Origin of the sequence: Delftia sp. JD2 (genome assembly GCF_001682645.1) — a bacterium.
Lineage (GTDB): Bacteria > Pseudomonadota > Gammaproteobacteria > Burkholderiales > Burkholderiaceae_C > Comamonas > Comamonas acidovorans.
In genome coordinates, this window is the sequence record NZ_LFJT01000028.1 from 25,877 (window position 1) to 50,489 (window position 24,613).

At 67.6% G+C, this 24,613-nt stretch carries 23 protein-coding genes; 10 read left to right on the forward strand and 13 right to left on the reverse strand.

What is annotated here, in order from left to right:
• The first annotated feature begins 95 nt into the window (after positions 1 to 95).
• Positions 96 to 788 (forward strand): Crp/Fnr family transcriptional regulator, encoded by a 693-nt coding sequence (locus ACM14_RS16355; RefSeq protein ID WP_065346737.1) that lies wholly within the window; start codon positions 96 to 98, stop codon positions 786 to 788.
• Between the two features lie 16 nt (positions 789 to 804).
• On the opposite strand, the gene ACM14_RS16360 is transcribed toward ACM14_RS16355, so the two are convergent.
• Both ACM14_RS16360 and ACM14_RS16365 read right to left on the reverse strand, forming a co-directional pair.
• Entirely contained in the window at positions 805 to 3,084 is a 2,280-nt protein-coding gene (locus ACM14_RS16360) for a diguanylate cyclase (RefSeq protein ID WP_065346738.1), read from the reverse strand.
• A gap of 120 nt (positions 3,085 to 3,204) precedes the next feature.
• Entirely contained in the window at positions 3,205 to 3,840 is a 636-nt protein-coding gene (locus ACM14_RS16365) for a Crp/Fnr family transcriptional regulator (RefSeq protein WP_013803698.1), read from the reverse strand.
• 140 nt (positions 3,841 to 3,980) lie between these two features.
• Here ACM14_RS16365 and ACM14_RS16370 point away from each other — a divergent pair, with 140 nt between their 5' ends.
• Positions 3,981 to 5,864 (forward strand): phosphodiesterase, encoded by a 1,884-nt coding sequence (locus ACM14_RS16370; protein ID WP_065346739.1) that lies wholly within the window; start codon positions 3,981 to 3,983, stop codon positions 5,862 to 5,864.
• Between the two features lie 84 nt (positions 5,865 to 5,948).
• Here the strand turns inward: ACM14_RS16370 and ACM14_RS16375 are convergent, their stop codons facing one another.
• Positions 5,949 to 7,280 (reverse strand): urate hydroxylase PuuD, encoded by a 1,332-nt coding sequence (locus tag ACM14_RS16375; RefSeq protein ID WP_065346740.1) that lies wholly within the window; start codon positions 7,278 to 7,280, stop codon positions 5,949 to 5,951.
• A 186-nt stretch (positions 7,281 to 7,466) separates the two neighbouring features.
• Positions 7,467 to 8,351 carry a xanthine dehydrogenase accessory protein XdhC gene (gene xdhC, locus ACM14_RS16380; protein WP_034391120.1) on the reverse strand — a complete coding sequence of 295 codons (885 nt, stop codon included), beginning with the start codon at positions 8,349 to 8,351 and terminating at the stop codon, positions 7,467 to 7,469.
• A 130-nt stretch (positions 8,352 to 8,481) separates the two neighbouring features.
• Between xdhC and ACM14_RS16385 the strand changes: the two genes are divergently transcribed.
• Entirely contained in the window at positions 8,482 to 8,970 is a 489-nt protein-coding gene (locus ACM14_RS16385; protein ID WP_065346741.1) for a hypothetical protein, read from the forward strand.
• Positions 8,971 to 8,983: 13 nt separating this feature from the next.
• Here ACM14_RS16385 and ACM14_RS16390 read toward each other — a convergent pair whose 3' ends face one another.
• Entirely contained in the window at positions 8,984 to 9,373 is a 390-nt protein-coding gene (locus tag ACM14_RS16390; protein WP_065346742.1) for a hypothetical protein, read from the reverse strand.
• 93 nt (positions 9,374 to 9,466) lie between these two features.
• Here ACM14_RS16390 and ACM14_RS16395 point away from each other — a divergent pair, with 93 nt between their 5' ends.
• Positions 9,467 to 9,796: an Arc family DNA-binding protein gene (locus ACM14_RS16395; protein WP_065346743.1), complete on the forward strand. Its 330-nt coding sequence runs from the start codon at positions 9,467 to 9,469 to the stop codon at positions 9,794 to 9,796.
• A 65-nt stretch (positions 9,797 to 9,861) separates the two neighbouring features.
• Here the strand turns inward: ACM14_RS16395 and ACM14_RS16400 are convergent, their stop codons facing one another.
• Positions 9,862 to 10,446, reverse strand: coding sequence for a YSC84-related protein (locus tag ACM14_RS16400; protein WP_013803704.1), 585 nt, complete (start codon positions 10,444 to 10,446; stop codon positions 9,862 to 9,864).
• Between the two features lie 318 nt (positions 10,447 to 10,764).
• Here ACM14_RS16400 and ACM14_RS16405 point away from each other — a divergent pair, with 318 nt between their 5' ends.
• A complete protein-coding gene (locus ACM14_RS16405) occupies positions 10,765 to 11,154 on the forward strand; it encodes a DoxX family protein (RefSeq protein WP_034391114.1) in 390 nt (129 codons plus the stop codon).
• 110 nt (positions 11,155 to 11,264) lie between these two features.
• Here the strand turns inward: ACM14_RS16405 and uraH are convergent, their stop codons facing one another.
• A complete protein-coding gene (gene uraH, locus ACM14_RS16410; protein WP_012204044.1) occupies positions 11,265 to 11,615 on the reverse strand; it encodes a hydroxyisourate hydrolase in 351 nt (116 codons plus the stop codon).
• 339 nt (positions 11,616 to 11,954) lie between these two features.
• Between uraH and ggt the strand changes: the two genes are divergently transcribed.
• On the forward strand, positions 11,955 to 13,775 hold the full coding sequence (gene ggt, locus ACM14_RS16415) for a gamma-glutamyltransferase (RefSeq protein WP_012204043.1): 1,821 nt from the start codon (positions 11,955 to 11,957) through the stop codon (positions 13,773 to 13,775).
• A gap of 96 nt (positions 13,776 to 13,871) precedes the next feature.
• Here ggt and glxR read toward each other — a convergent pair whose 3' ends face one another.
• The 3 genes from glxR to gcl form a co-directional block, all read right to left on the reverse strand.
• A complete protein-coding gene (gene glxR, locus ACM14_RS16420; protein WP_043824000.1) occupies positions 13,872 to 14,786 on the reverse strand; it encodes a 2-hydroxy-3-oxopropionate reductase in 915 nt (304 codons plus the stop codon).
• A 60-nt stretch (positions 14,787 to 14,846) separates the two neighbouring features.
• Positions 14,847 to 15,635 (reverse strand): hydroxypyruvate isomerase, encoded by a 789-nt coding sequence (gene hyi / locus ACM14_RS16425; protein WP_065346744.1) that lies wholly within the window; start codon positions 15,633 to 15,635, stop codon positions 14,847 to 14,849.
• Between the two features lie 115 nt (positions 15,636 to 15,750).
• Positions 15,751 to 17,541 carry a glyoxylate carboligase gene (gcl, locus tag ACM14_RS16430; RefSeq protein ID WP_012204040.1) on the reverse strand — a complete coding sequence of 597 codons (1,791 nt, stop codon included), beginning with the start codon at positions 17,539 to 17,541 and terminating at the stop codon, positions 15,751 to 15,753.
• A gap of 121 nt (positions 17,542 to 17,662) precedes the next feature.
• Between gcl and ACM14_RS16435 the strand changes: the two genes are divergently transcribed.
• The 3 genes from ACM14_RS16435 (at position 17,663) to ACM14_RS16445 (ending at position 19,927) form a co-directional block, all read left to right on the forward strand.
• The gene (locus ACM14_RS16435; RefSeq protein WP_065346745.1) at positions 17,663 to 18,580 is read left to right on the forward strand and encodes a LysR family transcriptional regulator; all 918 of its coding nucleotides are present in this window, start codon (positions 17,663 to 17,665) and stop codon (positions 18,578 to 18,580) included.
• Positions 18,581 to 18,675: 95 nt separating this feature from the next.
• On the forward strand, positions 18,676 to 19,014 hold the full coding sequence (locus tag ACM14_RS16440; RefSeq protein WP_227740815.1) for an antitoxin VbhA family protein: 339 nt from the start codon (positions 18,676 to 18,678) through the stop codon (positions 19,012 to 19,014).
• On the forward strand, positions 19,004 to 19,927 hold the full coding sequence (locus ACM14_RS16445; RefSeq protein ID WP_065346746.1) for a Fic family protein: 924 nt from the start codon (positions 19,004 to 19,006) through the stop codon (positions 19,925 to 19,927). The genes ACM14_RS16440 and ACM14_RS16445 overlap by 11 nt, the downstream gene beginning before the upstream one ends.
• Positions 19,928 to 19,969: 42 nt before the next feature.
• Here the strand turns inward: ACM14_RS16445 and ACM14_RS16450 are convergent, their stop codons facing one another.
• The 3 genes from ACM14_RS16450 to ACM14_RS16460 all read right to left on the reverse strand — a co-directional run bounded on the left by ACM14_RS16450 (position 19,970) and on the right by ACM14_RS16460 (position 23,536).
• Entirely contained in the window at positions 19,970 to 21,292 is a 1,323-nt protein-coding gene (locus ACM14_RS16450) for a glycerate kinase (RefSeq protein WP_046240325.1), read from the reverse strand.
• A gap of 104 nt (positions 21,293 to 21,396) precedes the next feature.
• Positions 21,397 to 22,377: a tripartite tricarboxylate transporter substrate binding protein gene (locus tag ACM14_RS16455; protein WP_013803711.1), complete on the reverse strand. Its 981-nt coding sequence runs from the start codon at positions 22,375 to 22,377 to the stop codon at positions 21,397 to 21,399.
• A gap of 52 nt (positions 22,378 to 22,429) precedes the next feature.
• Positions 22,430 to 23,536: a tartrate dehydrogenase gene (locus ACM14_RS16460; protein ID WP_065346747.1), complete on the reverse strand. Its 1,107-nt coding sequence runs from the start codon at positions 23,534 to 23,536 to the stop codon at positions 22,430 to 22,432.
• Positions 23,537 to 23,660: 124 nt separating this feature from the next.
• Between ACM14_RS16460 and ACM14_RS16465 the strand changes: the two genes are divergently transcribed.
• Entirely contained in the window at positions 23,661 to 24,584 is a 924-nt protein-coding gene (locus ACM14_RS16465) for a LysR family transcriptional regulator (protein WP_065346748.1), read from the forward strand.
• Positions 24,585 to 24,613 lie beyond the last annotated feature (29 nt).

Below are 24,613 nucleotides of genomic sequence, written 5' to 3' on the forward strand. Positions count from 1 at the left end.
TCCCGCAGGCGTCCGGGGCCGGTGATCAGGGTTTGCAGCGTGCCAATTCATGCAATGAAGCAGCAGACTTTCATTGAAGATTTGCATCAAGCACCATGCAGCCGCCCACGATCAACGCCGTCCTCAAGTCCGCGCCCTTTGCGCCCCACCTGAGCAGGGCCCACCTGCTCAGGTTGCGGCGGGAGGTGCTGTTGCGGCACATACCGGCCGGCACCCCGCTTTGCCACAAGACGCACCGGGCCGGCCACTGGGCCGGTGTCGTCCAGGGAGCGGTCAAGATCCATGCGCTGTCGCCTACCGGGCGCAGCACCACGCTGGCCACCTTTACCCCGGGTTGCTGGTTCGGCGAGGGCACACTGCTCAAGCACGAATGCTGGCCGTTCGACGCGACGGCGATCGAGGATACGCTGGTGGCGCTGATGCCGGCCAGCACCTTTCACTGGCTGCTGGAGCGCAGCCTCGGCTTCAACCGTTTCCTGCTGGACCAGCTCAATGCGCGCCTGGGCCAGTTCATCGGCCGCTGCGAGCATGCGCGGCTGCACCATTCCAGCCGCCATGTGGCGCACTGCATCTCGGAGCTGACCGACTCGAGGCTGTATCCAGACAACGGCAACCGGCACCTGGGCATGTCGCAGGAGGAGTTGGCCAGCCTGGCCGGCGTGTCGCGCCAGATCGTCAATCGCACCCTGGGCGAGCTGGAGGACATCGGAGCGGTCCGCGTCTCCTATGGCGCATTGACACTGATCGAACCCGAAGGACTGCGGCGCTTCAGCGAATCCTTCGAGTGAGGCACGGCCCCGGCGCTCAGGCGGCCTCCAGCACCTCGACGCGGTTACGGCCCTTGCGCTTGGCCGCATAGCAGGCCATGTCGGCCGAGCGCAGCGCGCTGCTGACCGTGTGCTGGCGGGCATCGAGCACCACCATGCCGACGCTGGCGCCCATCAGGTAGCGCTGGCCCTCGTGCGCGCCTTCCCAGTCCTGCACGGCCATGCACAGGCTTTGCGCCAGCAGCATGCCCTGCTCCGCCGAGGTGCCCGCCAGCAGCACGGCGAATTCATCACCGCCCAGGCGCGCCACCCAGCCCAGCGGCCGGACCACGCTGTCGATCAGCCGGGCCATGTGGCACAGCACCTCGTCGCCGGCCGCATGGCCGCCCTGCTGGTTGACGTGGGCAAAGTGGTCCAGGTCCAGGAACAGGATCACGCCATGCTGCTGCAGGCCGACGGTCTCCTCCTCCGCCTCTTGCGCCTCTTGCGCCTCCTCGATCGTGGCGACGGCGGTGTTGTCGCTCTGCTGCAAGGCGGATTCACCCTGCTGCAGCGCCTCGGCCGGCAGGCGCTGGGCGGCACTGCATTCCTGCAGCCATTCATGCAGGCGCATGGCAAAGGCCTCGCGGTTGGGCAGCAGGGTCAGCGGATCGTGCATGGCCTTCCAGCCCGGCTGCTCGCGCACCAGTCGCTGCATGGTCACGTCCTCGACCACCCAGACCAGGGTGGGGTCTGCCGGCACCACGGCGCGCGGCTCCAGGCCGCGCTGCAGGCGCTGCAGGCTCTGGCCGTGCAGGCGCACCCAGATGGGGCGGCCGTCCTTGCGGACAAAGCACTGCTCGCTGTCGAACTGGCCGTACATGTCCAGGTCCTTGCGCACGCGCTCCAGCAATTGGATGTGCGCCGCGTCGGAGGCGCACAGCTGGCGTATCGCCTGCCCCTGCAGCTCGCGCGGCGGGTAGCCGAGCATGCGCGCGGCCTGCAGGCCCACCAGCTCCAGATGCGCCGACCGCGTGACCACCAGGCCCACGGGCGCGTAGTCCATCAGCGTCTGCAGCTGCAATTGCAACCGGCCGACCTCGTGCCCCTGCTCCTGCCCCAGCTGCCCCAGGCGATGCAGGGCCTGCCACAGCGTGGAGGCTTCGCCCCAGGCATGGGTCCAGGGCATGCGCCAGCCGCCTTCCTCGGCATGGCCCGGCTCGGGTTCGGGCGCGGGATCGGGCTCCTCGGCCATCAGCCTTCCCTGGCTCGCCAGCCATTGGCGTGCAGTGCGGTGCAGGGCCGCCATGGGTTCGGTGACCAGGATCAGCAGCAGGACCAGCAGGCCAGCGACACCGGCCACGGCGGCCAGCAGCCACCACAGCACGCGCGGCGCCAGGCTGGGTGCGATGGCTTCCTCGGGGGTGATCCTGACCACCAGCCACTGCGGCAGCGGCATGCCTGCCGTCGTCACTAGGTAGCCCGCGCGCCGCTGGGTGTCGGGGCCCACCTGCACTGCGCCGGCCGCGGGGTCCTGCAGCCAGTCCGCGCCCAGGCCGGGCTCGGCCTCGGCGCGCGCCGACCAGCGCGAGGGGTCGGAATGGGCCAGGATCTGCCCGTCGCGCTGCATGACCAGCAGGCGCCCGCCGGAGCGCGAGGGATCGATGCTGGGCGGCAGCAGGGCCTGGGCGGACATGCGCACGCCGGCCGACAGCACGCCGCTGACCGTGCCGTTGCCGGTGCGCAGCGGCACGGCGTACAGCAACTCCATCATTCCGGGATCAGCCCCCTTGCGCACCATGGTGGAGACCACGGGCCGGCCATCGGCCAGACTGCGCCGCATCACGTCGCGCACGCCTTCGTCCAGATCGACCAGGGGCTCTGAACGGCCGCCGCGCAGGCTGAGCTGCAACTGGCCACGCGCGTCGGCCAGTTGCAGGGTGTCGAACAGCCGCACGGATGCGTCTCCGCGCAGCATCTCGCCCATCAGCCGGCTCGGGTCGCTGCCCTGGTCGGCTATGCCCTGGGCCAGCACCCACAGCAGGCGCTGCTGCTGCTCCAGCCGCGCGGCCAGCATGCGCGCCACGGTATCGACCTCGTCGGCCTGCCGGGCCATGGCGCGCTCCAGTGTCTGCTGGCGCATGTTGTGCGAGACCCACCAGGCACTGCCAAGGCCCGCCAGCAGCACGGCCGCAGCGGCCAGCGCCAGCACCGTGCAGCGCATGGCGCCCCAGCCTGTGGCCGCGCGCGGCCGCGAGGGTGAATCCGGCAGCTGCGGAGCATCCTGGGATGCCAGCAGTGCCTGGAAAAAGGGAGATCGGCGGGCGTCCAGTGACATGACGCCATCAATATATGCAGGCCCGAAAGCCGTCCCACTGGGTGGAACCCGCGAACCAGTGGATACCCCGCCCCGCAAGGACCGGCGCTTGCAGGCCGGCACCCGTCAGCGGCGTGGGAATCAGCCTACTGCGAGCACTTCGAGGGCCGCCGGCTTGGGCAGATCGATGACATTGCCCCGGCCCGCGATGAGCCCGTGCTCACGCAACTGGCGCAGCACGCGCGAGAAGGTCTCGGGCGCAATGCCGAGCTGGGCGGCGATCAGCCGCTTGCGCAGGTGCAGCGTCACGCGCAGGCCGCCAGCTTCGTGCGGCATGGCATGGCGCAGCAGCCACTGGGCGCAGCGCGCCTCGGCGTCCTTGGACAGACGGCTCACCGCCAGCTCGGTCTGCGCGCAGTAGGCCTGGGCCATGTCCTGCAGCAGTTGCTGGGCGGGCGAAGGCAGCTGCGAGACGGCCTTCAGGAAGTCGGCCTGGGGAAGTTGCTGCACGCGGACATCGCTGTCGGCCAGCATGTCCAGGCTGCTGCCGCGCCGCTGCAGCACAAAGGCCGCATCCAGCCAGGCTGGCCCCTCCACGACACCGAGCTGGTGGCGCATCTGCCCACCCTGGCCTATGCCCAGGAGCACGCGACCGCGCTCCAGATACATCACCGTATCCGGCGACTGCCGACGCAGCCTGAGCCAGGTACCCGCGGCCAACACCTGGGCGGAACCCGGCGCGAAGGCGAAAGCTTGCAAGGAAGACAGGGCGAACATGCATGCAACTTTGCCGGCTTTGCTCCCGCCGCGTTTTGAGCCATGTCAATCCGCCGCCAGCACACCGGTCCGCAGGCGGCATACTTGTCACAAGAATGTCATCAGTGAAACGTAATGTATCCAACTGAAAAGTTGAGCCCATGATCGATCCCCAGATGCTCGCCAGCCTGCCCGCTGCCGCGGCCGTGCTCTCCGCCGCCGTGCGGTCCGGCGCAGGCCCCGTGGCGCAGCTCATGCGTGCGGGCGGCCTGTACTGCGTCTTCCAGCCGCTGGCCGATCTGCGCAGCGCCAGCATCTACGCGCACGAGGCGCTGATCCGCGGCCCCCATGGAACGCCGCTGCACACGCCCGACGCCCTGCTCAAGGGGGCGGCGGCCGAGGGCATTCTTCGGGAATTCGAGCTGCTGGCGGTCTGCGTGGCACTGCAGGACTGGGGCCGGCAGAGTGCGCCGGGCCGGCTGTTCGTCAACCTCAGCGCCCAGGCGCTGGTGCAGGCCGTGGGGGTCTGCGGCCCCGGCATGGTCGGGGACACGGTGCGCAGCTTCGGCGTGCAAGCCCGCTCCCTGGTGGTGGAGATCACCGAACACGACCATGTGACCGACATGCCCGCCGTCTGCGCCGCCGTGAAGGCCGTGCATGCCACGGGCGCGCGCCTGGCGCTGGATGACTTTGGCGACGGCCGCTCCAGCCTGCGCCTGTGGTCCGAGGCCAAGCCCGACTTCGTCAAGATCGACAAATACTTCATCCACCAGATCGAGCAGCGCCCGGCCACGCTGCAGCTGCTGCAGGCCATCAAGGGCATTGCGGAGGTCTTCGGCACCACGCTGATCGCCGAAGGCATAGAGACCGAGGACGAGCTGCGCACCCTGCGCGACCTGGGCATTCCGTATGGCCAGGGCTGGCTGCTGGGCCGCCCTGCCGAAACCGCCCAGCCCCAGATCAGCACGCAGGCGCGCAGCGTGGCCCAGGACCCGCGCGTGGCCGTGCTGCCCCACCAGGGCCACAGCGCGCGCCCGGGGGTGTTGCGCAATCTGATGGTGATGCAGGCGCCCTGTGTGGTGCCCGCGGCCAGCAACGACGAGGTGGCCGAGCTGTTCCAGGCCGGCCAGCAGCTGCATGCCATTGCCGTCGTGGAGGCCGGCCGGCCGCTGGCGCTCATCAACCGCCAGCAGTTCATGAACCACTACGCCACGCTGTACTTCCGCGAAGTGCACGGGCGCAAGCCCTGCCTGGCCTTTGCCAACGTGCAGCCGCGCATCGTGGAGCTCGATTGCGATGTGGACCAGCTCGTGGGCATCCTGACCTCGCAGGACCAGCGCTACCTGAGCGACGGCTTCATCGTCACCGACAACGGCCGCTATGTGGGCCTGGGCACGGGCGAGCAGCTGGTGCGCCGCGTGACCGAGGCCCGCATCGAGGCCGCGCGCCATGCCAACCCGCTGACCTTCCTGCCCGGCAACATCCCCATCAGCCTGCACATGCAGCGACTGCTGGACAGCGGCGCCGGCTTCGTGGCCTGCTACGCCGACCTCAACCACTTCAAGCCCTTCAACGACCACTACGGCTACTGGCGCGGCGACCAGATGATCCGCCTGGTGGCGCGGCTGGCCGTGGCGCACTGCGATGCGCGGCGCGACTTCGTGGGCCATGTGGGCGGGGACGACTTCATGCTGCTGCTGCAAAGCGAGGACTGGCAGCGGCGCTGCGAAGGCATTGTGGGCGCCTTCGCAGGCGAGGCGCGCCAGCTGTTCGACGACCAGGCGCGCGAGGCCGGAGGCATCTGGGCCGAGGACCGCCACGGCATCCGGCGATTCTTTGCCTGCACCACGCTGTCCATCGGCGTGGTGCGCGTCGCGCCGGGCAGCGTGCTGGCACCCGAGGACATCGCCAACCTCGCGGCCCTGGCCAAGCAGCAGGCCAAGGCGCAAAGCCTGCCGGGGCGCGGCGCCATCGCGCTGCACACGCCGCACGATGAAGCGCGGCGCCCGGCACTGCATGGCACCGCAGCAGCCTGGCCTGCCTGAAACAGAAAGCCCGCAGGCTCTTGCGAGGCTGCGGGCTGGTGGCTGGCCGCCAGACGCTGACAGCGTTTGGGCGCGGCCCAGCGATCAGTTCACCGATGCACCAGACTCGTACCAGCGCTTGACCATGCTGCGCTCGTCATCGTTCAGGGCACCCGGATTGCCAAAGGGCATCTTGCGCAGTTGCACCACCTGCTGGTAGATCTGCTGGGCGTGGGCCTTGACCTGCTCGGGCGAGTCCAGGCGCACATTCTTTTGCTGCAGGGCGGCACCGTGGCAGACCACGCAATGCTGCTGGAAGAAGGGCGCCATCTGGGCGTAGCCCACGGCGCCGTCGGCGGCGGGAGCAGCGGCCGCAACGGGTGCAGCAGCTTCGGCACCGGGCGCCGCCGTCGCAGCGGGCTCGGCACCAGCAGGCGCCTGCACGGCGGCGGGAGCCGCTGCAGGGGCTGCGGCAGGCGCAGACACAGGGGCGGCGGCAGGCGCCGGTGCAGGCTTGAGCCAGACGGCCGTGCCGATCAGCACCAGCACGCCGACCAGGGCGTAGGGCCAGGGATGGGCATTGCGGCCCAGCTTGAAGCCGTGGCGCATCACGAAGAACTGGCGGATGGCAGCGCCCGCGAACATCATCAGGATCAGCACCAGCCAGTTCAGCTCATGGCTGTACAGCCAGCCGTAGTGGTTGGACAGCATGGCGAACAGTACCGGCAGCGTGAAGTACGTGTTGTGCACGCTGCGCTGCTTGCCGCGCTTGCCGTGGATGGGGTCCACGGGCTGGCCTTCCTTCAGGGCCTTCACCACCGTGCGCTGGCCGGGGATGATCCAGAAGAACACGTTGGCGCTCATCGAGGTCGCCAGCATGGCGCCCATCAGCAGGAAGGCGGCCTGGCCCGGGAAGATGTGGCAGGCCAGGAAGGCCGCAATGCACACCAGCACCAGCACCATGGCGCCCACCGTGGCGTCGCCGTTCTTCTTCTGGCCGAAGACGCGGCAGATGCCGTCGTACAGCAGCCAGAACACGACCAGGAAGGCCAGGGCCGAGGCAATGGCCGCAGCCGAGCCCATGGCGTTGGGATCGGCCGGATTGACGAGGTAGATCTTGGCGTTCCACAGATACGACACCGTCAGCAGCGCAAAGCCGCTGAGCCAGGTGGTGTAGCTTTCCCAGTAGAACCAGTGCAGGTGGTCCGGCAGCTTGGGCGGGGAGACATTGAACTTGACGGGGTGGTAGAACCCACCGCCGTGCACGGCCCAGAGTTCGCCGCTGACGCCCTGCTTCTTGAGGTCGTCATCGACAGGCGGCGTCAGGCTGCTGTCGAGGAAGACGAAATAGAAGGAGGAACCGACCCAGGCGATGGCCGTAATGACGTGGAGCCACCGCAACAGCAGGTTGGCCCAGTCGAGAATGTAGCTTTCCATAGCTCTCAACCTTGGCAGCGTGGGGGCCGCCGGTGTTCAACCTGCTCACCACTGCGGGCGCTCTGAGCAGAAGAAAAAGGCCGCGCACCCGGTAGATATACCGCCGGTGCACCGCTGCGACCATTTCGTAGACACAAAGTGTATGCAATTTTTCGACAGCCAGCCGGCTTGCGCGACATCAATTCACTAGAGATTTCCCTGATTCTGCGCGGGCGCGGCGCTGCGCCGCTGCAGCAACTGCGCCGCCACGGCCACCGCGATCACCTCAGGCTCCTTGCCCTTGATGCCGGGCACGCCGATGGGGCAGGTCACATGGTCCAGCTCCGCATCGCTGAAGCCGCGCTCGCGCAGCCTGCGCCGGAAGGTGGCCCATTTGGTGGCGCTGCCGATCAGGCCCACATAGGGCAGGTCGCCGTGCTGGCGCTGGCGGCTCAGGCATTGGGCGACCACCTCCAGGTCCTCGGCATGGCTGAAGCTCATGATCAGCACCTGGGAGCCGGTGGGCAGGTCGGCCACGGCGGACTGCACGGGATCGGAGTATTCACACTGCACGAGCTCGTGCTCCTCCTCGGGGAAGACCGAATCGCGGCTGTCCACCCACATCACGCGGTAGGGAAGATTGCACAGCAGGCGCACCAGCGCATGGCCGACGTGGCCTGCACCGAACAGGGCCACGCAGTCGCGCGGCGGCTGCAGCCGCTCGCGCAGCATGTCCATGCGGCCCTGGGGCACCAGCACGAACCTCAGCATCACCACGCCGCCGCAGCACTGGCCCAGGCTGGGTCCCAGCGGATAGCGGTGCTGGTGCTCGGCAAGGGCGGGACCGGCCTGCCCAGGCTGTCCGGGCAATCCGGCCTGAAGGGCAGCGTCGCGCAGCAGGCTGCGCGCGCGGTCGATGGCGTCGAACTCCAGGTGCCCGCCGCCAATGGTGCCGGCCACGCGGTCGGCAAACACGGCCATCCAGGCGCCGCGCTCGCGCGGCACCGAGCCGCGCGACTCCATCACCTCGACCCAGCACAGCGGCCCCTGCGCAAGGCCCTGCTCGACTTTCTTGAACGTGTCACTCCACATGGGCGCACCTGACAGCCCGTCGTGGCGCCTGCGGGCTTCGTTGGAATTTGTTGCGGGATTTTCCGCTGCGGCACTTGAGTTTTGCGCTCCGACTGCCGGTGCCGCAGCGTTTCAGGATACGCTCGCAATCATGCCCGATTCCCCCGATTCCTCTCAGCACAGTTCCGTGCAAAAACCACGTTCCGGCCGTCCCTGGCTGTGGGCGGGACTGATGGCCGCCATTGCCTCCCTGGTCACGGCCTGCAAGTCGCCACCCGGCCCCGGCCCGCGCCCCGACGAAGCCACCTCCAGCGCACAGCTGCAATACCGCAAGGTGGCGGCCAACCATCTGTACGCGCGCAATGCCGAGCGCATCTACAAGGGCCAGCTGCCGCCCATGCTCTACGCGATCGGCGTGCTGCAGGTGCAGATCGACCGCAACGGCCAGGTCCAGCGCCTGCACTGGATGCGCGCGCCCAGCCATGCCCCCGAAGTGGTGAGCGAGATCGAGCGCCTGGTGCGCGCCGCCGCGCCCTTCCCCGCCCCGGCCGGCGCCGCCCGCATCACCTATACCGATACCTGGCTCTGGGACAAGTCCGGCCGCTTCCAGCTCGACACGCTGACCGAAGGCCAGCTCTGAGCCTCAGCACGGTTCAGGCAGATTCACGCGGCCGGCCGTCGGCAAAGCTCCTGGCGCTTCTGAGCAGGCAGGTCACGGCATAGAGCACCAGGTCGTCCGGTGCATCGTCGTTCACGCGGTCGATGACCTCGATGGCATAGCCCAGGTCCTGCGACAACTGCGGCAGCACGCCTGCCGCACGGTCGCCGGCCTGCAGGCTGGCCACCGCCTGGTCAGCGCTGGCGTGGTAGCCGCGCAGCAAATCACGCGCGGCACACACCATGGCCGAGCCGGCGCGCTCTGCATGCAGCTCCAGCACGCCCAGGGCCGCGCCCATGTGGCACAGCGCATCGACCGCCAGCACCTCCTGGTGCTGTGGTGAGGATTTTTGGTGACTGCGGCCCGATGGGTTGACTGTCTTCATGGCTCCCCTTGCGCGGGACCGTGCTGGTCCCGAAGCAACAATACCTTTCAGGTCCCTTGCAGTCAATACCTTTCCGGTCCATGATTGCCGGCGATGAAACAGACCGATCCTCAGTACAAGCTGCGCCTGCCGCAGGAACTCAAGGACCTCGTCGAGGAGGCAGCCAAGCGCACCGGCCGTTCCATGAACGCCGAAGTCGTGGCCCGGCTGCAGACCACGTTCGAGGCCCCTCTGCTCGGCCGCCTGTCGGCCGCGACGGACCCTTCGCTGGAATGCGAGGAGCCCGTGAGCATCTACGACATCAAGATGAGCGCCGAAGCCGTGGAGCGCATCGAAAAGCGCCTCGAACGCATAGAGCAGGCCGTGCTCCCGCCCGCTGCGCCGGGCAGCGCCAATGAAGACGGCGCCGCTGGCGCCGACTGAGACGACCGCACAAAGAAAAACCGGCCCGCAGGCCGGTTTCGTTCAAAGGCCCCTCAGGGCCGGGATCACTCGACCACCTTGGTGATCTTCGAGCCCTGCAGCGACACACCGGCTTCCAGGCCCGCATTGGTGAGCACATAGCTGGTCACGGGGCCCTGGGCGGTCGTGGTGTCCACGCTGCCATTGGCGCCCACCTTGCCTGCGGCCACCGTGGCATCGGCGCCCACGGACCAGCCCTCGCTGGCCAGGAACTTGTCGAGCGCTTCCTGGGTGTTGAACACATAGATCACAGCCTTGGACTGGCCACCGGCCTGCCAGCCCACCGAGGCGCCGGTCGTGCTGTAGTAGCCCTTGTTCTGGCCGCCGACGCGCAGCACGCCGCGGCCATGCTCGACACCGATGACGAAGCTGCCGCCGATCACCGAGGGGAAGATCAGCACGCCCTTGGAGCGGGCCACCATTTCCTTGGAGCCTGGCGCCGTCTGGTACAGCCGCTCCAGCGCGGCGTTGGCGCGCGCATTGACGGTGGTGGCATCAGCGCGCGGCGCGGACTGGGTTTCCGGCTTGGTGGTGGTGCAGCCGACCATGGCAATGCTGCCGGCCGCCAGTGCAGTGGCCATCACGACGGTACGCAAAGAAAACTGACGCATGGGAAAACCTGCCTTTCTTGATTGGACGTTTTGGGGAGACCCCATCGGTTCATTGGATTGATCACCTTGCCTCCCGGTCCCGGGCACCCCTTCCAGTGCTCGCAAACCGTTTCCGAGACAGGCTGGGGATGATGCTAGGCGGCTTTGCGGTACTTGTGATGAGACATGTCACAAGTTGCGCCATAGGACTACAGGCCCGCAGGAAATGTCTGAAAATCCCGTGCCGGGCTGCCACAGCCGACACCGAAAGCGCGCTGATGCCAGAATGCACGCACAGCAACACCCGGCCCACCGGGCCTATCCACACCGAGGGAGTTCATGAAGTTCTGGAGCCACTTTCACCATCCCCAGGCAGCCATGGTGCTGCTGCGCGTCACGCTCGCGGTCCTGTTGCTTTTTCACGGCTGGGCCAAGCTGCGCTACGGCATAGGCAGCATCGAGCGCATGGTGGAGTCCACGGGCGCACCGGGCTGGCTGGCCTATGCGGTCTATCTGGGTGAGGTGGTGGCGCCGCTGCTGCTGCTGGTCGGCCTGTGGGTGGTGCCTGCGGCGCTGGTGATTGCGATCAACATGGTCGTGGCCTTTGCGCTGGTGCACACGGGCCAGGTGATGCAGCTGCACAGCTCGGGAGGCTGGGCGCTGGAGCTGCAGGCCTTCTTCTTCATCACGGCCCTGGTCGTGGCCATGGGGCACGCCAAGGGCAAGTAGCCCGCACGCTTGCTGGAGCCCCAAAAGCAACGGCCCGCAATGCGGGCCGTTCGTCGTTTCAGGTTTCACTCCAGGCCATCCCCCGACAGCCTGCGCTTGAAGTCCAGGGCTCAGGAGCCCCGGTACGTGGAATAGCTCCAGGGGCTGACCAGCAGGGGCACGTGGTAGTGCTGGTCGGCATGGGCCACGCCGAAGTCCAGGCTCACCTTGTTGAGGAAGTTGGGCTCGGGCAGTTGCACGCCACGGGCCTTGAAGTAGGCCGCCACGTCGAAGGTCAGGCGGTAGGTGCCGGTCCTGAGGCTGTTGTTGTCGAACAGCGGCGCATCGGTGCGGCCGTCGTGGTTGAGCACCAGGCTCTTGATCAGCGTGGCCTGGTCGCCATCGGTGGAATACAGCGCGACAGCCATGCCGGCTGCGGGGCAGCCGTTCATGGTGTCGAGGACGTGGGTGCTCAGGCCCATGGAAATCTCCTGTGCGGCGGGAGCTGGCCCGCCCGGTTGTCATTGGTTGGTCAATGCACGGAGCGCGGCGCGCGACAGCACTCGCGGCCCTGCCCTGCATTCGCAAAGTGTATACAGTTTTTGTACGCCCTTGAAGGGCGTTGCACGGCCGACGCCTAGGCAGATACCCGCACTTTCGGCGCCCGGGCCGGCGCGCGGGAAGGCTGCCGACGCCATGCTTCTACACTGTGGTCCGCCACCGCCCTGGCCGCAGGACCATTCGGCCGGCGCACACAGGGCGGCACAGGACTCGCGCTCTTTTTCCACTGTTCCACTGTTTCATCTGCCAAGGAGATACCGATGCAACTTCGCTCCCCCTTGCTTGCAACCAGCCTGGCGCTGGCCATTGCCAGCCTGGCCGCCTGCAGCAGCACGCAGCCGCCCGCGGCTTCGGCGGCGCCAGCACCCGTGGCCGCAGCGCCTGCCCCGGCAGCGGCGCCCATCACGCAGAGCAGCGCGGCCCAGGCCGCCAGCGCCGCCTATGACTTCGACATGGATGTGTTCCATCCCGTCGTGGGCAGGAGCGGCATGGTGGCCAGCGAGCAGGAGCTGGCCTCGCGCATCGGCCTGCAGATCCTGAAGTCCGGCGGCAATGCGGTGGACGCCGCCGTGGCCATGGGCTTTGCGCTGGCCGTGGCCCTGCCCAACGCAGGCAACATCGGCGGCGGCGGCTTCATGGTGGTGCATGACGCCAAGAGCGGCAAGAACATTGCGCTGGACTTCCGCGAGGTTGCGCCCTCCAAGGCCACGCGCGACATGTACGTGGGTGCGGATGGCAAGGTCATCGACGGCAAATCGCTCTACACCCACTACGCCGTGGGCGTGCCCGGCACCGTGGCCGGCATGGAGCATGCGCTGAAGAAATGGGGATCGCTGCCCTTGTCCACGGTGATTGCGCCGGCCGCAAAGCTGGCCGACAAGGGCTTTACGGTCAGCGAGACCCTGGCCAAGATCCTGGAACAGGAAAAGAAGAACATGGGCCAGTGGCCCGCCACCCAGGCCATCTTCTGGCGCAACGGCGAGCCCCTCAAGCGCGGCGACCGCCTGGTGCAAAAGGACCTGGCGCAGTCGCTGCGCCTGATCGGCCAGCAGGGCTCCAAGGTGTTCTACGAAGGCTCCATCGCCCGCAAGATCGCGGCCGAGATGGCGCCGCATGCAGGCGCCCTCTCGCTGCAGGACCTCAAGAGCTACAAGGTCGCCGAGCGCGAGCCGCTGCGCGGCACCTACCGCGGCTACGAGATCGTGACCATGCCGCCTCCGTCCTCCGGCGGCGCCCACCTGATCCAGATCCTCAACATGATGGAACGCTGGCCCATGAACCAGTGGGGCGTCAACAGCGCGCAGAGCATCCACTACATGGCGGAAAGCATGAAGCTGGCCTATGCCGACCGTGCCGAATACCTGGGTGATCCCGACTTCGTGACCGTGCCGCTCAAGGGCCTGACCTCCAAGCGCTATGCCGAGGCACTGGCCGCCGGCATCGACCCCTACCAGGCGCGCGCCGGCAAGGACATCCGCCCCGGCAAGCCCCAGCCCTACGAGAGCGACCAGACCACGCACTACTCGGTGGTGGACAAGGCGGGCAACGCCGTGGCCGTGACCTATACGCTGAACACCAACTTCGGCAGCGGCATCGTGGCCAAGGGTACGGGCATCCTGCTCAACAACGAGATGGACGATTTCTCGGCCAAGCCCGGCGTGGCCAACGCGTATGGACTGGTCGGCGGCGATGCCAATGCGGTGGCAGCAGGCAAGCGCCCGCTGTCGTCGATGACGCCGACCATGGTGCTCAAGGGCGGCAAGCCTGTGCTGGTCACCGGCAGCCCCGGCGGCGCACGCATCATCACCACCGTGCTGCAGACCGTGGTCAACACCATCGACTTCGGCATGAACCCGGCCGAGGCCGCCGCCACGCCGCGCTTTCACCACCAGTGGACGCCCGATGAGCTGCGCGTGGAAAAGGGCATCAGCCCCGACACCGTGGCCCTGCTCAAGTCGCGCGGCCACAACGTTGCCGTGAAGGCGTCGATGGGCCGCACGCAGACCATCGAGCTGCGCGACGGCATGCTCTACGGCGCCTCCGACCCGCGCAACCCCGACGGGCAGACACTGGGCTATTGAAGCAAGAAAAAGCCGCGCCCGTTGCCGAGCGCGGCTTTTCACAACAGGGCGGCGCAAGGCCGCCCTCCCACCAATCGTTGTCTCAAAGGCCGGCCATCAGTCCTGGACCTTCTGGCCCACTTCGAAGTTGGCCTGGATCTCCAGCGCACGCACCATGCCCGAGTGATCCCAGTTCGCGCCGCCGTGGGCCACGCAGCTGTTGAACAGCTCCTGCGCCTGGGCAGTGTTGGGCAGGGACACGCCGAGCTGGCGCGCGCTGCTCAGGGCCAGGTTCAGGTCCTTTTGGTGCAGCGAGATGCGGAAGCCCGGATCGAACGTGCGCTTGATCATGCGCTCGGCATGCACTTCCAGGATCTTGGACGAGGCAAAGCCGCCCAGCAGCGCCTCGCGCACGCGGGCCGGGTCGGCACCGGCGCGCGACGCGAACAGCAGGGCCTCGGCCACGGCCTCGATGTTCAGCGCCACGATGATCTGGTTGGCCACCTTGGCGGTCTGGCCGTCGCCGTTGCCGCCCACCAGGGTGATGTTCTTGCCCATGCGCTCGAACAGCGGCTTGACGCGCGCGAACACGTCCTCCGGGCCGCCGACCATGATGGACAGGGTGGCGTTCTTGGCGCCCACCTCGCCGCCGGAGACCGGCGCATCCAGGTACTGGGCGCCGATGGCCTCGATGCGGCGAGCGAAGTCCTTGGTGGCCACGGGCGAGATGGAGCTCATGTCCACCACCACCTTGCCGCTGCTGCCCTTGAGGCCGGCGGCCACGCCGTCCTCGCCGAACAGCACCTTCTCGACATCGGGCGTGTCGGGCAGCATCAGGAAGATGATGTCGGCCCGCTCGGCCACGCCGCGCGCGGTGGTGCACTGGGTGGCGCTGCTCTCGGCGATCTGCGCGGGGATCTTGCCCAGGGTGTTCACGAACAGCTGGTGGCCGGCCGTGAGCAGGTGGCCCGCCATGGGCGCGCCCATGATGCCCAGGCCCACGAAACCAAGCTTGAGAGAGGATGCATTCATGCTGTGTACTCCTTGTCGTTTTTGGGAAATTCGGTAAATCCGAAGATGTTCTGCGGCCACTCAGGCCGCCACGGCGGCGTGGGCCTCGAGCCAGCCCAGGCCCGATTCGGTATCGCGCGCAGGCTTGTACTCGCAGCCCACCCAGCCCTGGTAGCCAATGCGGTCCAGGTGCGCGAACAGGAAGGGGTAGTTGATCTCGCCCGTGCCCGGCTCGTTGCGGCCCGGGTTGTCGGCCAGCTGCACGTGGCCGATGCGCGCCAGGTGCTTTTGCAGCGTGGCCGCCAGTTCGCCCTCGGTGCGCTGGGCGTGGTAGATGTCGTACTGCACGAAGGCGTTGGGCGCACCCACCTCATCGAGGATGGACAGGGCCTCGTCAGTGCGGTTCAGGTAGAAGCCGGGAATGTCGAAGGGGTTGATGGGCTCGATCAGCAGGCGCAGATTGGCCGCGCTCAGCGCCGAAGCGGCAAAGCGCAGGTTGTCCACGAAGGTGCGGCGCAGCAGCGCGGCATCGGCACCGGCAGGCGCCTTGCCGGCCAGGCAGTTGAGCTGGGGCACGCCCAGCGCATGGCCATAGGTCACGGCCTTGGCCACGCCGGCGCGGAACTCGTCCACGCGGTCGGGGTGGCAGGCAATGCCGCGCTCGCCCGCATCCCAGTCGCCGGCCGGCAGGTTGTGCAGCACGATCTGCAGGCCGTGGGCGTCCACGCGCTCCTTGATCTCTTCGACCGTATGGGCGTAGGGAAACAGGAATTCCACGGCCTCGAAGCCAGCGCGCGCCGCGCGCTCGAAGCGGTCGAGGAAGGGCACCTCGGTGAACAGCATGCTGAGGTTGGCAGCAAAACGGGGCATGTCAGAAGTCTCCGGTAGTCGTTTGGTGGGTTGGGAGCGGCAGGGCACGCAGGGTGCCCCGCCGATAGAAAAAGCAGTGCAGTGCAATGCCGTGCGATGTGCCGTGGCGGGCCGGTCAATCCAGCAGTGCAAGCGCGCTGGGCACGTCGGCCGGCGCTGCGGCCAGGTCCTCGAACTCGATCACGTTGTCGATCTCGGCGCCCATGGAGATGTTGGTCACGCGCTCCAGGATGACCTCGACGACGACCGGCGTGCGGTGCTCTGCCATCCAGGCCTCGGCCTGTTGCATGGCGGGCGCGAAGTCCTCGGGACGGTGCACGCGGATGGCCTTGCAGCCCAGGCCCTCGACCACCTTGACGTGGTCCACGCCATAGCCCTTGGACTCTTCCTTGTCGTCGACATTGATGTTGTCGAAGGCCAGTTGCACGCAGTAGTCGATGGAGAAGGCGCGCTGCGCCTGGCGGATCAGGCCCAGGTAGCTGTTGTTGACCAGCACATGGATGTAGGGCAGCTTGAACTGCGCGCCCACGGCCAGCTCCTCGATCATGAACTGGAAGTCATAGTCGCCCGACAGCGCCACGATCTTGCGGGCCGGGTCGGCCACGCGCACGCCCAGGGCGGCCGGCACGGTCCAGCCCAGCGGGCCGGCCTGGCCGCAGTTGATCCAGTTGCGCGGCTTGTAGACATGCAGGAACTGCGCGCCGGCAATCTGCGACAGGCCGATGGTGGAGACATAGCAGGTGTCCTTGTCCAGGCTGCGGTTCATGCACTGGTAGACGCGCTGCGGCTTCATGGGCACGTTGTCGAAATTGGTCTTGCGCAGGTACTCCACATTGTTCTTGCGGGCCTGGCATTCGGCCACCCAGCCGCTGCGGTCCTTCAGGCGGCCGGCCGCCTTCCACTCGCGCGCCACCTCGACGAAAAGCTTGAGCGCAGCGCCCGCGTCCGAGACGATGCCGTAGTCGGGCGCGAACACGCGGCCGATCTGCGTGGGCTCGATGTCCACGTGCACGAACTTGCGGCCCTTGGTGTAGACCTCGACCGAGCCCGTGTGGCGGTTGGCCCAGCGGTTGCCGATGCCCAGCACGAAGTCGGAGGCCAGCATGGTGGCATTGCCGTAGCGGTGGCTGGTCTGCAGGCCGCACATGCCGGCCATCAGGCGGTGGTCATCGGGAATGGTGCCCCAGCCCATCAGGGTGGGAATCACGGGCACGTCCAGCAGCTCGGCAAACTCCACCAGCAGCTCGGAGGCATCGGCATTGATCACGCCGCCGCCCGAGACCAGCAGCGGACGCTCGGACTCGTTGAGCATGGCGATGGCCTTTTCCACCTGCTTGCGCGTGGCAGCCGGCTTGTAGACCGGCAGGGGCTCGTAGGTGTCGATGTCGAACTCGATCTCGGCCAGCTGCACGTCGATGGGCAGGTCGATCAGCACGGGGCCGGGGCGGCCCGAGCGCATCAGGTGGAAGGCCTGCTGGAAGGCGCGCGGCACCTGGGCCGGCTCCAGCACCGTGGTGGCCCACTTGGTCACGGTCTTGGCGATGGAGGCAATGTCCACGGCCTGGAAATCTTCCTTGTGCAGACGCGAGCGCGGCGCCTGGCCCGTGATGCAGAGAATCGGAATCGAATCCGCGCTGGCCGAGTACAGGCCCGTGATCATGTCCGTGCCGGCCGGGCCGCTGGTGCCGATGCACACGCCGATGTTGCCGGCCACGGCGCGGGTGTAGCCCTCGGCCATGTGGCTTGCGCCTTCGACGTGGCGCGCCAGGATATGGCCGATGCCGCCATGGTCCTTGAGCGCTGCATACAGCGGGTTGATGGCGGCACCGGGAACGCCGAATGCGACGGTCACGCCTTCTTTTTCCAGCACGCGGACTGCGGCTTCGATTGCTTTCATTTTTGCCATGGGAGGTCTCCTTCAAATTGGAGTCAACTCTAGGCAGACAGGCCGATTGGCGGAACGCCTGCGCAGACCATAAAATTTATTCCGTGCAGGAATAACTACCAATGAAAAAGGAGACAGCGCCATGGACAGACTCGATGCCATGCACATGTTCGTGCGCGTGGTGGAGACCAGCAGCTTCACCAAGGTCGCGCACGAATTCGCCACCACCCAGCCCACGGTCACCAAGCAGATCGCAGCCATGGAAGCGCGCCTGAAAGTGCGCCTGCTCAACCGCAACACGCGCGGCGTGAGCCTGACCGAAGCGGGCGCGCTGTACTACGAGAAATGCAAGGCCATCGTCAACGACGTGGCCGAGGCCGACAAGGTGGTCCAGGTGCGCCAGACCCAGGTGCAGGGCCAGCTGCGCATCGGCAGCTCGGTGGCCTTTGGCCGGCGCGTGCTGATACCGCTGGCGCTGGAATTCATGGCGCACAACCCCCAGGTGCAGATCGACCTGAGCTTCGAGGACCGCTACACCGACCTGGTGGCCAACGGCATTGACGTGGCCCTGCGCCTGGGCAAGCTGGCCGACTCCAGCCTGGGCGCACGCACGCTGGGCGTGAACCCCTGGGTGCTGGTGGCCTCGCCCACCTACCTGCGCAAGCGCGGCACGCCGCGCCGCCCCTCCGACCTCAAGGAACATGCCACGCTGATCTACAGCAGCGTGCAGGGCAACGACATCTGGCGTCTGCGCAACGCCAGCGGAGAACCGGTCTCGGTGGCGGTCACGGGCCGGCTGCGCTCCAACAACCTCTCGGCCCTGCTGGCGGCCTCACGCTCGCACATGGGCATCGCCGCCCTGCCCCGCTACGTGGCCCATGACTCCCTGGAAGCCGGCCGCGTGGTCGAAGTCCTCAAGACCTGCCGCCTGCCCGAGCAGGAAATCCACGCCGTCTACCCCTCGCCGCGCCTGGTGCCGCAGAAGGTGCAGTCCTTCATCGCCTTCCTGCAGGGGCGGTTCGATGCCGAATGGTGGGAGACGCTGCCGCGCGGGGCGTGAGGCCAGGCGCTGCGCATTGGCAATGCAATGTATGTACATTGAGAAGAATGCCGCCCGAACGGCATGTCTGATTTCCGTCTTGCGAGGTGACCGCCATGTCCAAAGAAGTGCAAATGACATTTCGTGTCGAGCCCGAACTGCGCTCGGAGTTTGCCGACGCGGCCTTGCTGGAAAACCGCCCCGCAGCACAGGTGCTGCGCGAGTTGATGCGCGCCTATGTCAACCAGTCGCGTGAGCGCGTCAGCGGCCCTGTGAACGCCGCCATTTCCGCAACGGAGAAACGTCGGCGCGAAGCAGCCGTCAACTTCGCCCGCGCGTCGATCGGACTGGAAGGCTTCACGCCTTCCGAAGCTGCTGAGACCGGCGCACGCCAATTCATCCGGGGTGATATCCAGCTTGCCGATTTCGTCCAGGTGAAGGTCAATGCGCGATGAGTTCCCGCCTGCATCCGCGAGCACGTTGACTGCAGCGCAGCGTCAGCAACTCGAAGCCGATCACACATTCAAACGGCTTGTCGAGCTGGAGCTGGAGCCTGTGCGCGGCAGCTTCGACGCCGCGCACCTGAAGGCAGTCCACCATCGCATCTTCCAGGACTTGCCGGACGCCGGCTTCCACGAGGTCACGCCTGGCGAATTCAGAACACAGGTGCCCCATGGCCAGGACTGGATGAAGCAGCGCGGCCTATCGACCATGGGAGGCACTTTCCATGTCGTCTATTCACGCATGGACGACGCGGCCATGGCCAGACTCGACAAGGCCCTCGAAGAAGCCAGCCCCGACGAGCTGCGCGGCTTGAAGACCGCTGAATTCACGGCACGGCTTGCCAGGATATACATCGAGTTGGACTATGCCCATCCATTCAGCGATGGCAACAGCCGAACGCTTCGCACCTTCACCAGGCAGCTCGCCAGGGAAGCTGGATATGAGGTCGATTGGGCACGATTCGGACACATTGAGACCGGGCGTGATCTTCTCTATATCGCCCGCGACCGCAGCGTGAACGAGCTGGCGAAGCCACACGTGCAGCACGAAAACACCATGCGAAAAATCCTGCGCACGCAGGACAGGCTGAAAGCCCATCCGACCCTGCCCGACTTGCTGCGCGACGCAGTACGTCCGAGCCGCGCAGTGGCCTTTGAGCAACTGAACGAGCGGGAAGCGTTGAGCGAGCATCCCGAGCTGGAAGCGGCATACAAGACCGTGCATGCAGCAGCGACCCACCTGGCCTCGCAGATGCCGGGCCATCCCGAGGCGCAGAAAGTCGGCATTCAGTCAGTCATGAACCATGTTCAGAACTGCCTGAACGCCGGGGAGACCGCCGACTTCGGCCATAGCCAGAAAAGGTAAAAGCGAACGCCAACGCCCCTAATGGCTACGACCCGGACCTTCTCAGAGAACCAGAATCGCCCGGAAGTCATTCACGTTGGTATGCGTGGGCCCGGTCACCACCAGATCCCCCAGCGCATCAAAGAACCCATACGCATCATTGCGATCCAGGTACTCGGCAATCCGCATTCCCTGGGCCTGGGCCCGCGCCAACGTATCCGGTGACACGCGCGCGCCCGCGTTGTCCTCCACGCCATCGATGCCATCGGTATCGGCCGCCAGCGCCCAGACCTTGTCCTGCCCCTGCAGGGCCTGGGCAAGACCCATGCAGAACTCGCCCGCGCGCCCGCCGCGCCCCTTGGGCGTGCCGGCCGGGCGCTGCCGGATGGTGACCGTGGTCTCGCCGCCGGACAGGATCACGCAGGGCTTTGCAAACGGCTGGCCGTGGCGGGCCACGGCGCGCGCCAGGGCGGCGTGGACCTTGGCGACTTCGCGCGATTCGCCCTCGATCTCGTCGGACAGCACATGGGTGCGCAGGCCTGCGGCCTCGGCCACGCGTGCGGCTGCCTCCAGCGAGTGCTGGGGCGTGGCGATCATGTGTACCTCATGGCCGTCGAAGCGCGCGTCGCCGGGCTTGGGTGTTTCCAGCTCGCCCGCCTCCAGCGCGCGGCGCACGGATTCGGGCACGTCGATGCGGTAGCGCGCGAGGATGGCCAGCGCGTCGGCGCAGCTGCTGGCATCGGGCACGGTGGGGCCGCTGGCGATGATGGAGGGATCGTCGCCCGGCACATCGCTGATGGTCAGCGTGACCACGCGCGCAGGCGCGCAGGCCGCGCCCAGGCGCCCGCCCTTGATGCGCGACAGGTGCTTGCGCACGCAGTTCATCTCGCCGATGGCGGCGCCGCTTTCCAGCAGGGCGCGGTTGATGCGCTGCTTTTCCTCCAGGTCGATGCCTTCGGCCGGCAGGGTCAGCAGGGCCGAGCCGCCGCCCGAGATCAGGCACAGCACGAGGTCGTCCTCGGTCAGCCCTTCGGTCAGCGCGAGGATGCGCTCGGCGGCGGCCAGGCCTGCCGCATCGGGCACGGGGTGGGCGGCCTCGACCACCTCGATGCGCTGCGCCAGGCCTTCGGGGCGCGGCGGGATGTGGTGGTAGCGCGTGACCACGAGGCCGGACAGCGGCGCGTCCGCCGGCCACAGCGCCTCCAGCGCCTGGGCCATGGAGCCGCCGGCCTTGCCCGCGCCCAGCACCAGGGTGCGGCCCTTGGGAGGCTTTGGCAGGCATTGGGCCATGCTGTACAAGGGCTGCGCATCCTTGACCGCAGCGCGGTAGAGGTCGAGCAGAAAGGCTTGGGGATCGGTGAGGTGCAGGTCCGTGGTGCTGGTCATGGTGTGTTGTCTCCGCCGGGCATTATGGAATTTCCTGCACCGGCGGTGGCATGCGGTCAAGTCACAACTGATTCGCCCGGCCTCGTTCCTCGTGCCAATTCAACTCAATCCAGGGCCACCTTGGCATCCTTCACCAGCCTGGCGAAGCGGTCGGTGTCGTCGCGGATCTGGCGCGCCATCTGCTCGGGCGATCCGCCGATGGGCTCGGCGCCTATCTCTTCCATCTTTCTGCGGAACTGCGGGGACTCGATGATGCGGTTCATGTCCGCGCCCAGCCGCGCCAGTACCTCGCGGGGCGTGGCGGCCGGTGCCAGCACGCCGAACCAGGTGCCCATGTCGAAGCCCTTGAGGCCGGCCTCGTCCAGCGTGGGCACATCGGGCAGGGCTACCGAGCGCCTGGCCGTGGTCACGGCCAGCGCGCGCAGCTTGCCGGCCTTGATGTGGGGCAGCACGGGCGTGACGGTATCGAAGGACATGGCGATCTGCCCACCCAGCAGATCGGTGGTCAGCGGCCCGCTGCCCTTGTAGGGCACGTGCAGCAGCTCCACGCCGCCCATGGACTCGAACTGCGCGCCGATCAGGTGCTGGCCCGTGCCCGCGCCATTGGAGCCATAGGCCAGCTTGCCGGGCTGGGCCCGGGCCTGGGCCAGCAGCTCCTGCACGGTTTTGGCGGGCACCTGCGGATTGACCACCAGCACATTGGGGACCACGGCCACCACGGTGATGGGCGCCAGGTCCTTCTGGAAGTCATAGCCCAGCCTGCGGTAGACGCTGGTGGCAATGGTGTGGTGCACAGCGCCCATGAGCAGGGTGTAGCCGTCAGGTTTCGCCTTGGCCACATGGTCGGCGCCCAGGGTGGCGCCCGCGCCGGGACGGTTTTCCACGACCACGGGCTGGCCCAGACTCTTGGACAGCTCCTGGCCCAGCGCACGTGCCAGCACATCGGTGGTGCCGCCTGCGGGAAACGGCACGATGAGGTTGACGGGGCGCGCCGGCCAGGCCTGGGCCCAGGCCGAAGACATGGCGGCTGCAATGGTGGCGGCGGCCAGCGCGCACGCGGCGGCAACCCTGGTGATGCGGTTCATGGCTTGTCTCCTGTCTGTTCTTTTGTGGGTTATCGGACCATGCAGCGCACGCTCAGGCAGGCACGGGCTCGGCCTGGGCCTCGGCGGTCTGCGCGCGCAGCCGTGCGCAGATCGCGTCGGTGACCTGGCGCGTGGTGGCCTTGCCGCCCAGGTCGCGCGTGTGCAGCGCGGCATCGGCCGTCACCTGCTCCACGGCCTGCATCAGCCGCTGCGCGGCGCGGTGCTCGCCCAGGTGCTCCAGCAGCATCACGCAGCTCCAGAAGGTGCCCACGGGGTTGGCCAGGCCCTGGCCCATGATGTCGAAGGCCGATCCGTGGATGGGCTCGAACATGCTGGGATAGCGGCGCTCCGGGTCGATGTTGCCCGTGGGCGCAATGCCCAGGCTGCCGGCCAGCGCGGCCGCCAGGTCGCTGAGGATGTCGGCATGCAGGTTGGTGGCGGCCAGGGTGTCCAGCGAGGCGGGGCGGTTGACCATGCGCGCCGTGGCCGCGTCCACCAGCTCCTTGTCCCAGCGCACGTCGGGGAACTCGGCGGCCACCTGCACCGCGATCTCGTCCCACATCACCATGGCGTGGCGCTGGGCGTTGGACTTGGTGATCACCGTCAGCAGCTTGCGCGGCCGCGACTGCGCCAGGCGGAAGGCGAAGCGCATGATGCGCTCCACGCCCGCGCGGGTCATCATGCTCACGTCGGTGGCCACCTCGATGGGATGGCCCTGGTGGGCGCGGCCGCCCACGCCCGCGTATTCGCCTTCGGAGTTCTCGCGCACGATGACCCAGTCCAGATCCTCTCGCGCGCAGCGCTTGAGCGGCGCATCGATGCCGGGCAGGATGCGCGTGGGCCGCACATTGGCGTACTGATCGAACCCCTGGCAGATCTTCAGGCGCAGGCCCCACAGCGTGACATGGTCGGGAATGTGCGGGTCGCCGGCCGAGCCGAACAGGATGGCGTCCTGGCCGCGCAGCGCGTCCAGCCCGTCGGCCGGCATCATCTCGCCGTGCGCGCGGTACCAGTCGCCGCCCCAGCCGAAACTGGTGAAGGCAAAGCCCAGGCCGGGCTGGGTTTCGGCCAGCGCCTGCAGCACCTCCTGCCCTGCCGGCACCACTTCCTTGCCGATGCCATCGCCGGGAATGCAGGCGATGCGGTATGTCATTGTCATGAGGACTCCTTGGATTGCGGTGGATGAAGCGCCATGCGGATGCATGGCCTTGTCCGTGAATCTATCGATGGAACAACGCCGCGCGCGCCTCTAGAGTGATGGCATCGTTCACTTTGATTCAACAATGAGCACACCCGTCTCAGCGCCATCGGAGATGGCCTTCTTCTGCCTGCTGGCCCGCAGCGCCAGCCTGTCGGCCACGGCCCGCGAGCTGGGCATCACCACGCCGGCGGCCAGCAAGCGCCTGTCCCAGATGGAGGCGCGGCTGGGCGTGCAACTGGTCAGCCGCACGACGCGGCGCCTGGGCCTGACCGATGAGGGCCAGACCTACCTGGCCCTTGCGCGGCGCATCCTGGACGACATTGCCGCCATGGAGCAGGCCGTGGCCGGCATGCCCGGGCAGCCGCAGGGCCTGCTGCGCATCAATGCCACGCTGGGATTCGGGCGCAGCCATATCGCGCCGCTGATCGCCAGCTTCGTGCGCAGGCACCCGCAGATCCAGGTGCAGCTGCAGCTGTCGGCCTCGCCGCCGCCCCTGGTCGATGACAGCTTCGACCTGTGCATACGCTTTGGCGAGCCGCCGGACGCGCGCGTCATCGCGCGGCGCCTGGCGCCCAACCGGCGGCTGCTGTGCGCGTCTGCCGCCTACCTGGCGCGGCGCGGCACGCCGGCCACCCCGCGCGAGCTGATGCAGCACGACTGCATCGACATCCGCCAGGGCGACGACACCCACGGCGTCTGGCGCTTCACCCACAACGGCCCCGGCCGCAAGACCGAGGCCATCCGCCTGCGCGACAGCCTGAGCACCAACGATGGCGAGATCGCCGTGGGCTGGGCCCTGGCCGGCCTGGGCATCGTCATGCGCGCCGAATGGGATATCGCCCGCTACCTGCGCAGCGGCCGCCTGGTGCAGGTGCTGGCCGACCATGCCACGGCGCCGGCCGACATCCATGTGGTCTATCCGCAGCGGCATGCGGCAACCCAGCGCGTGCAGCGCTTTGTCGAGCACCTGGCACGGCACTTCGATACGGCCGCGCCCGGTTTCTGAAAAGGGATGCCGTATACGGGGAAACGCCA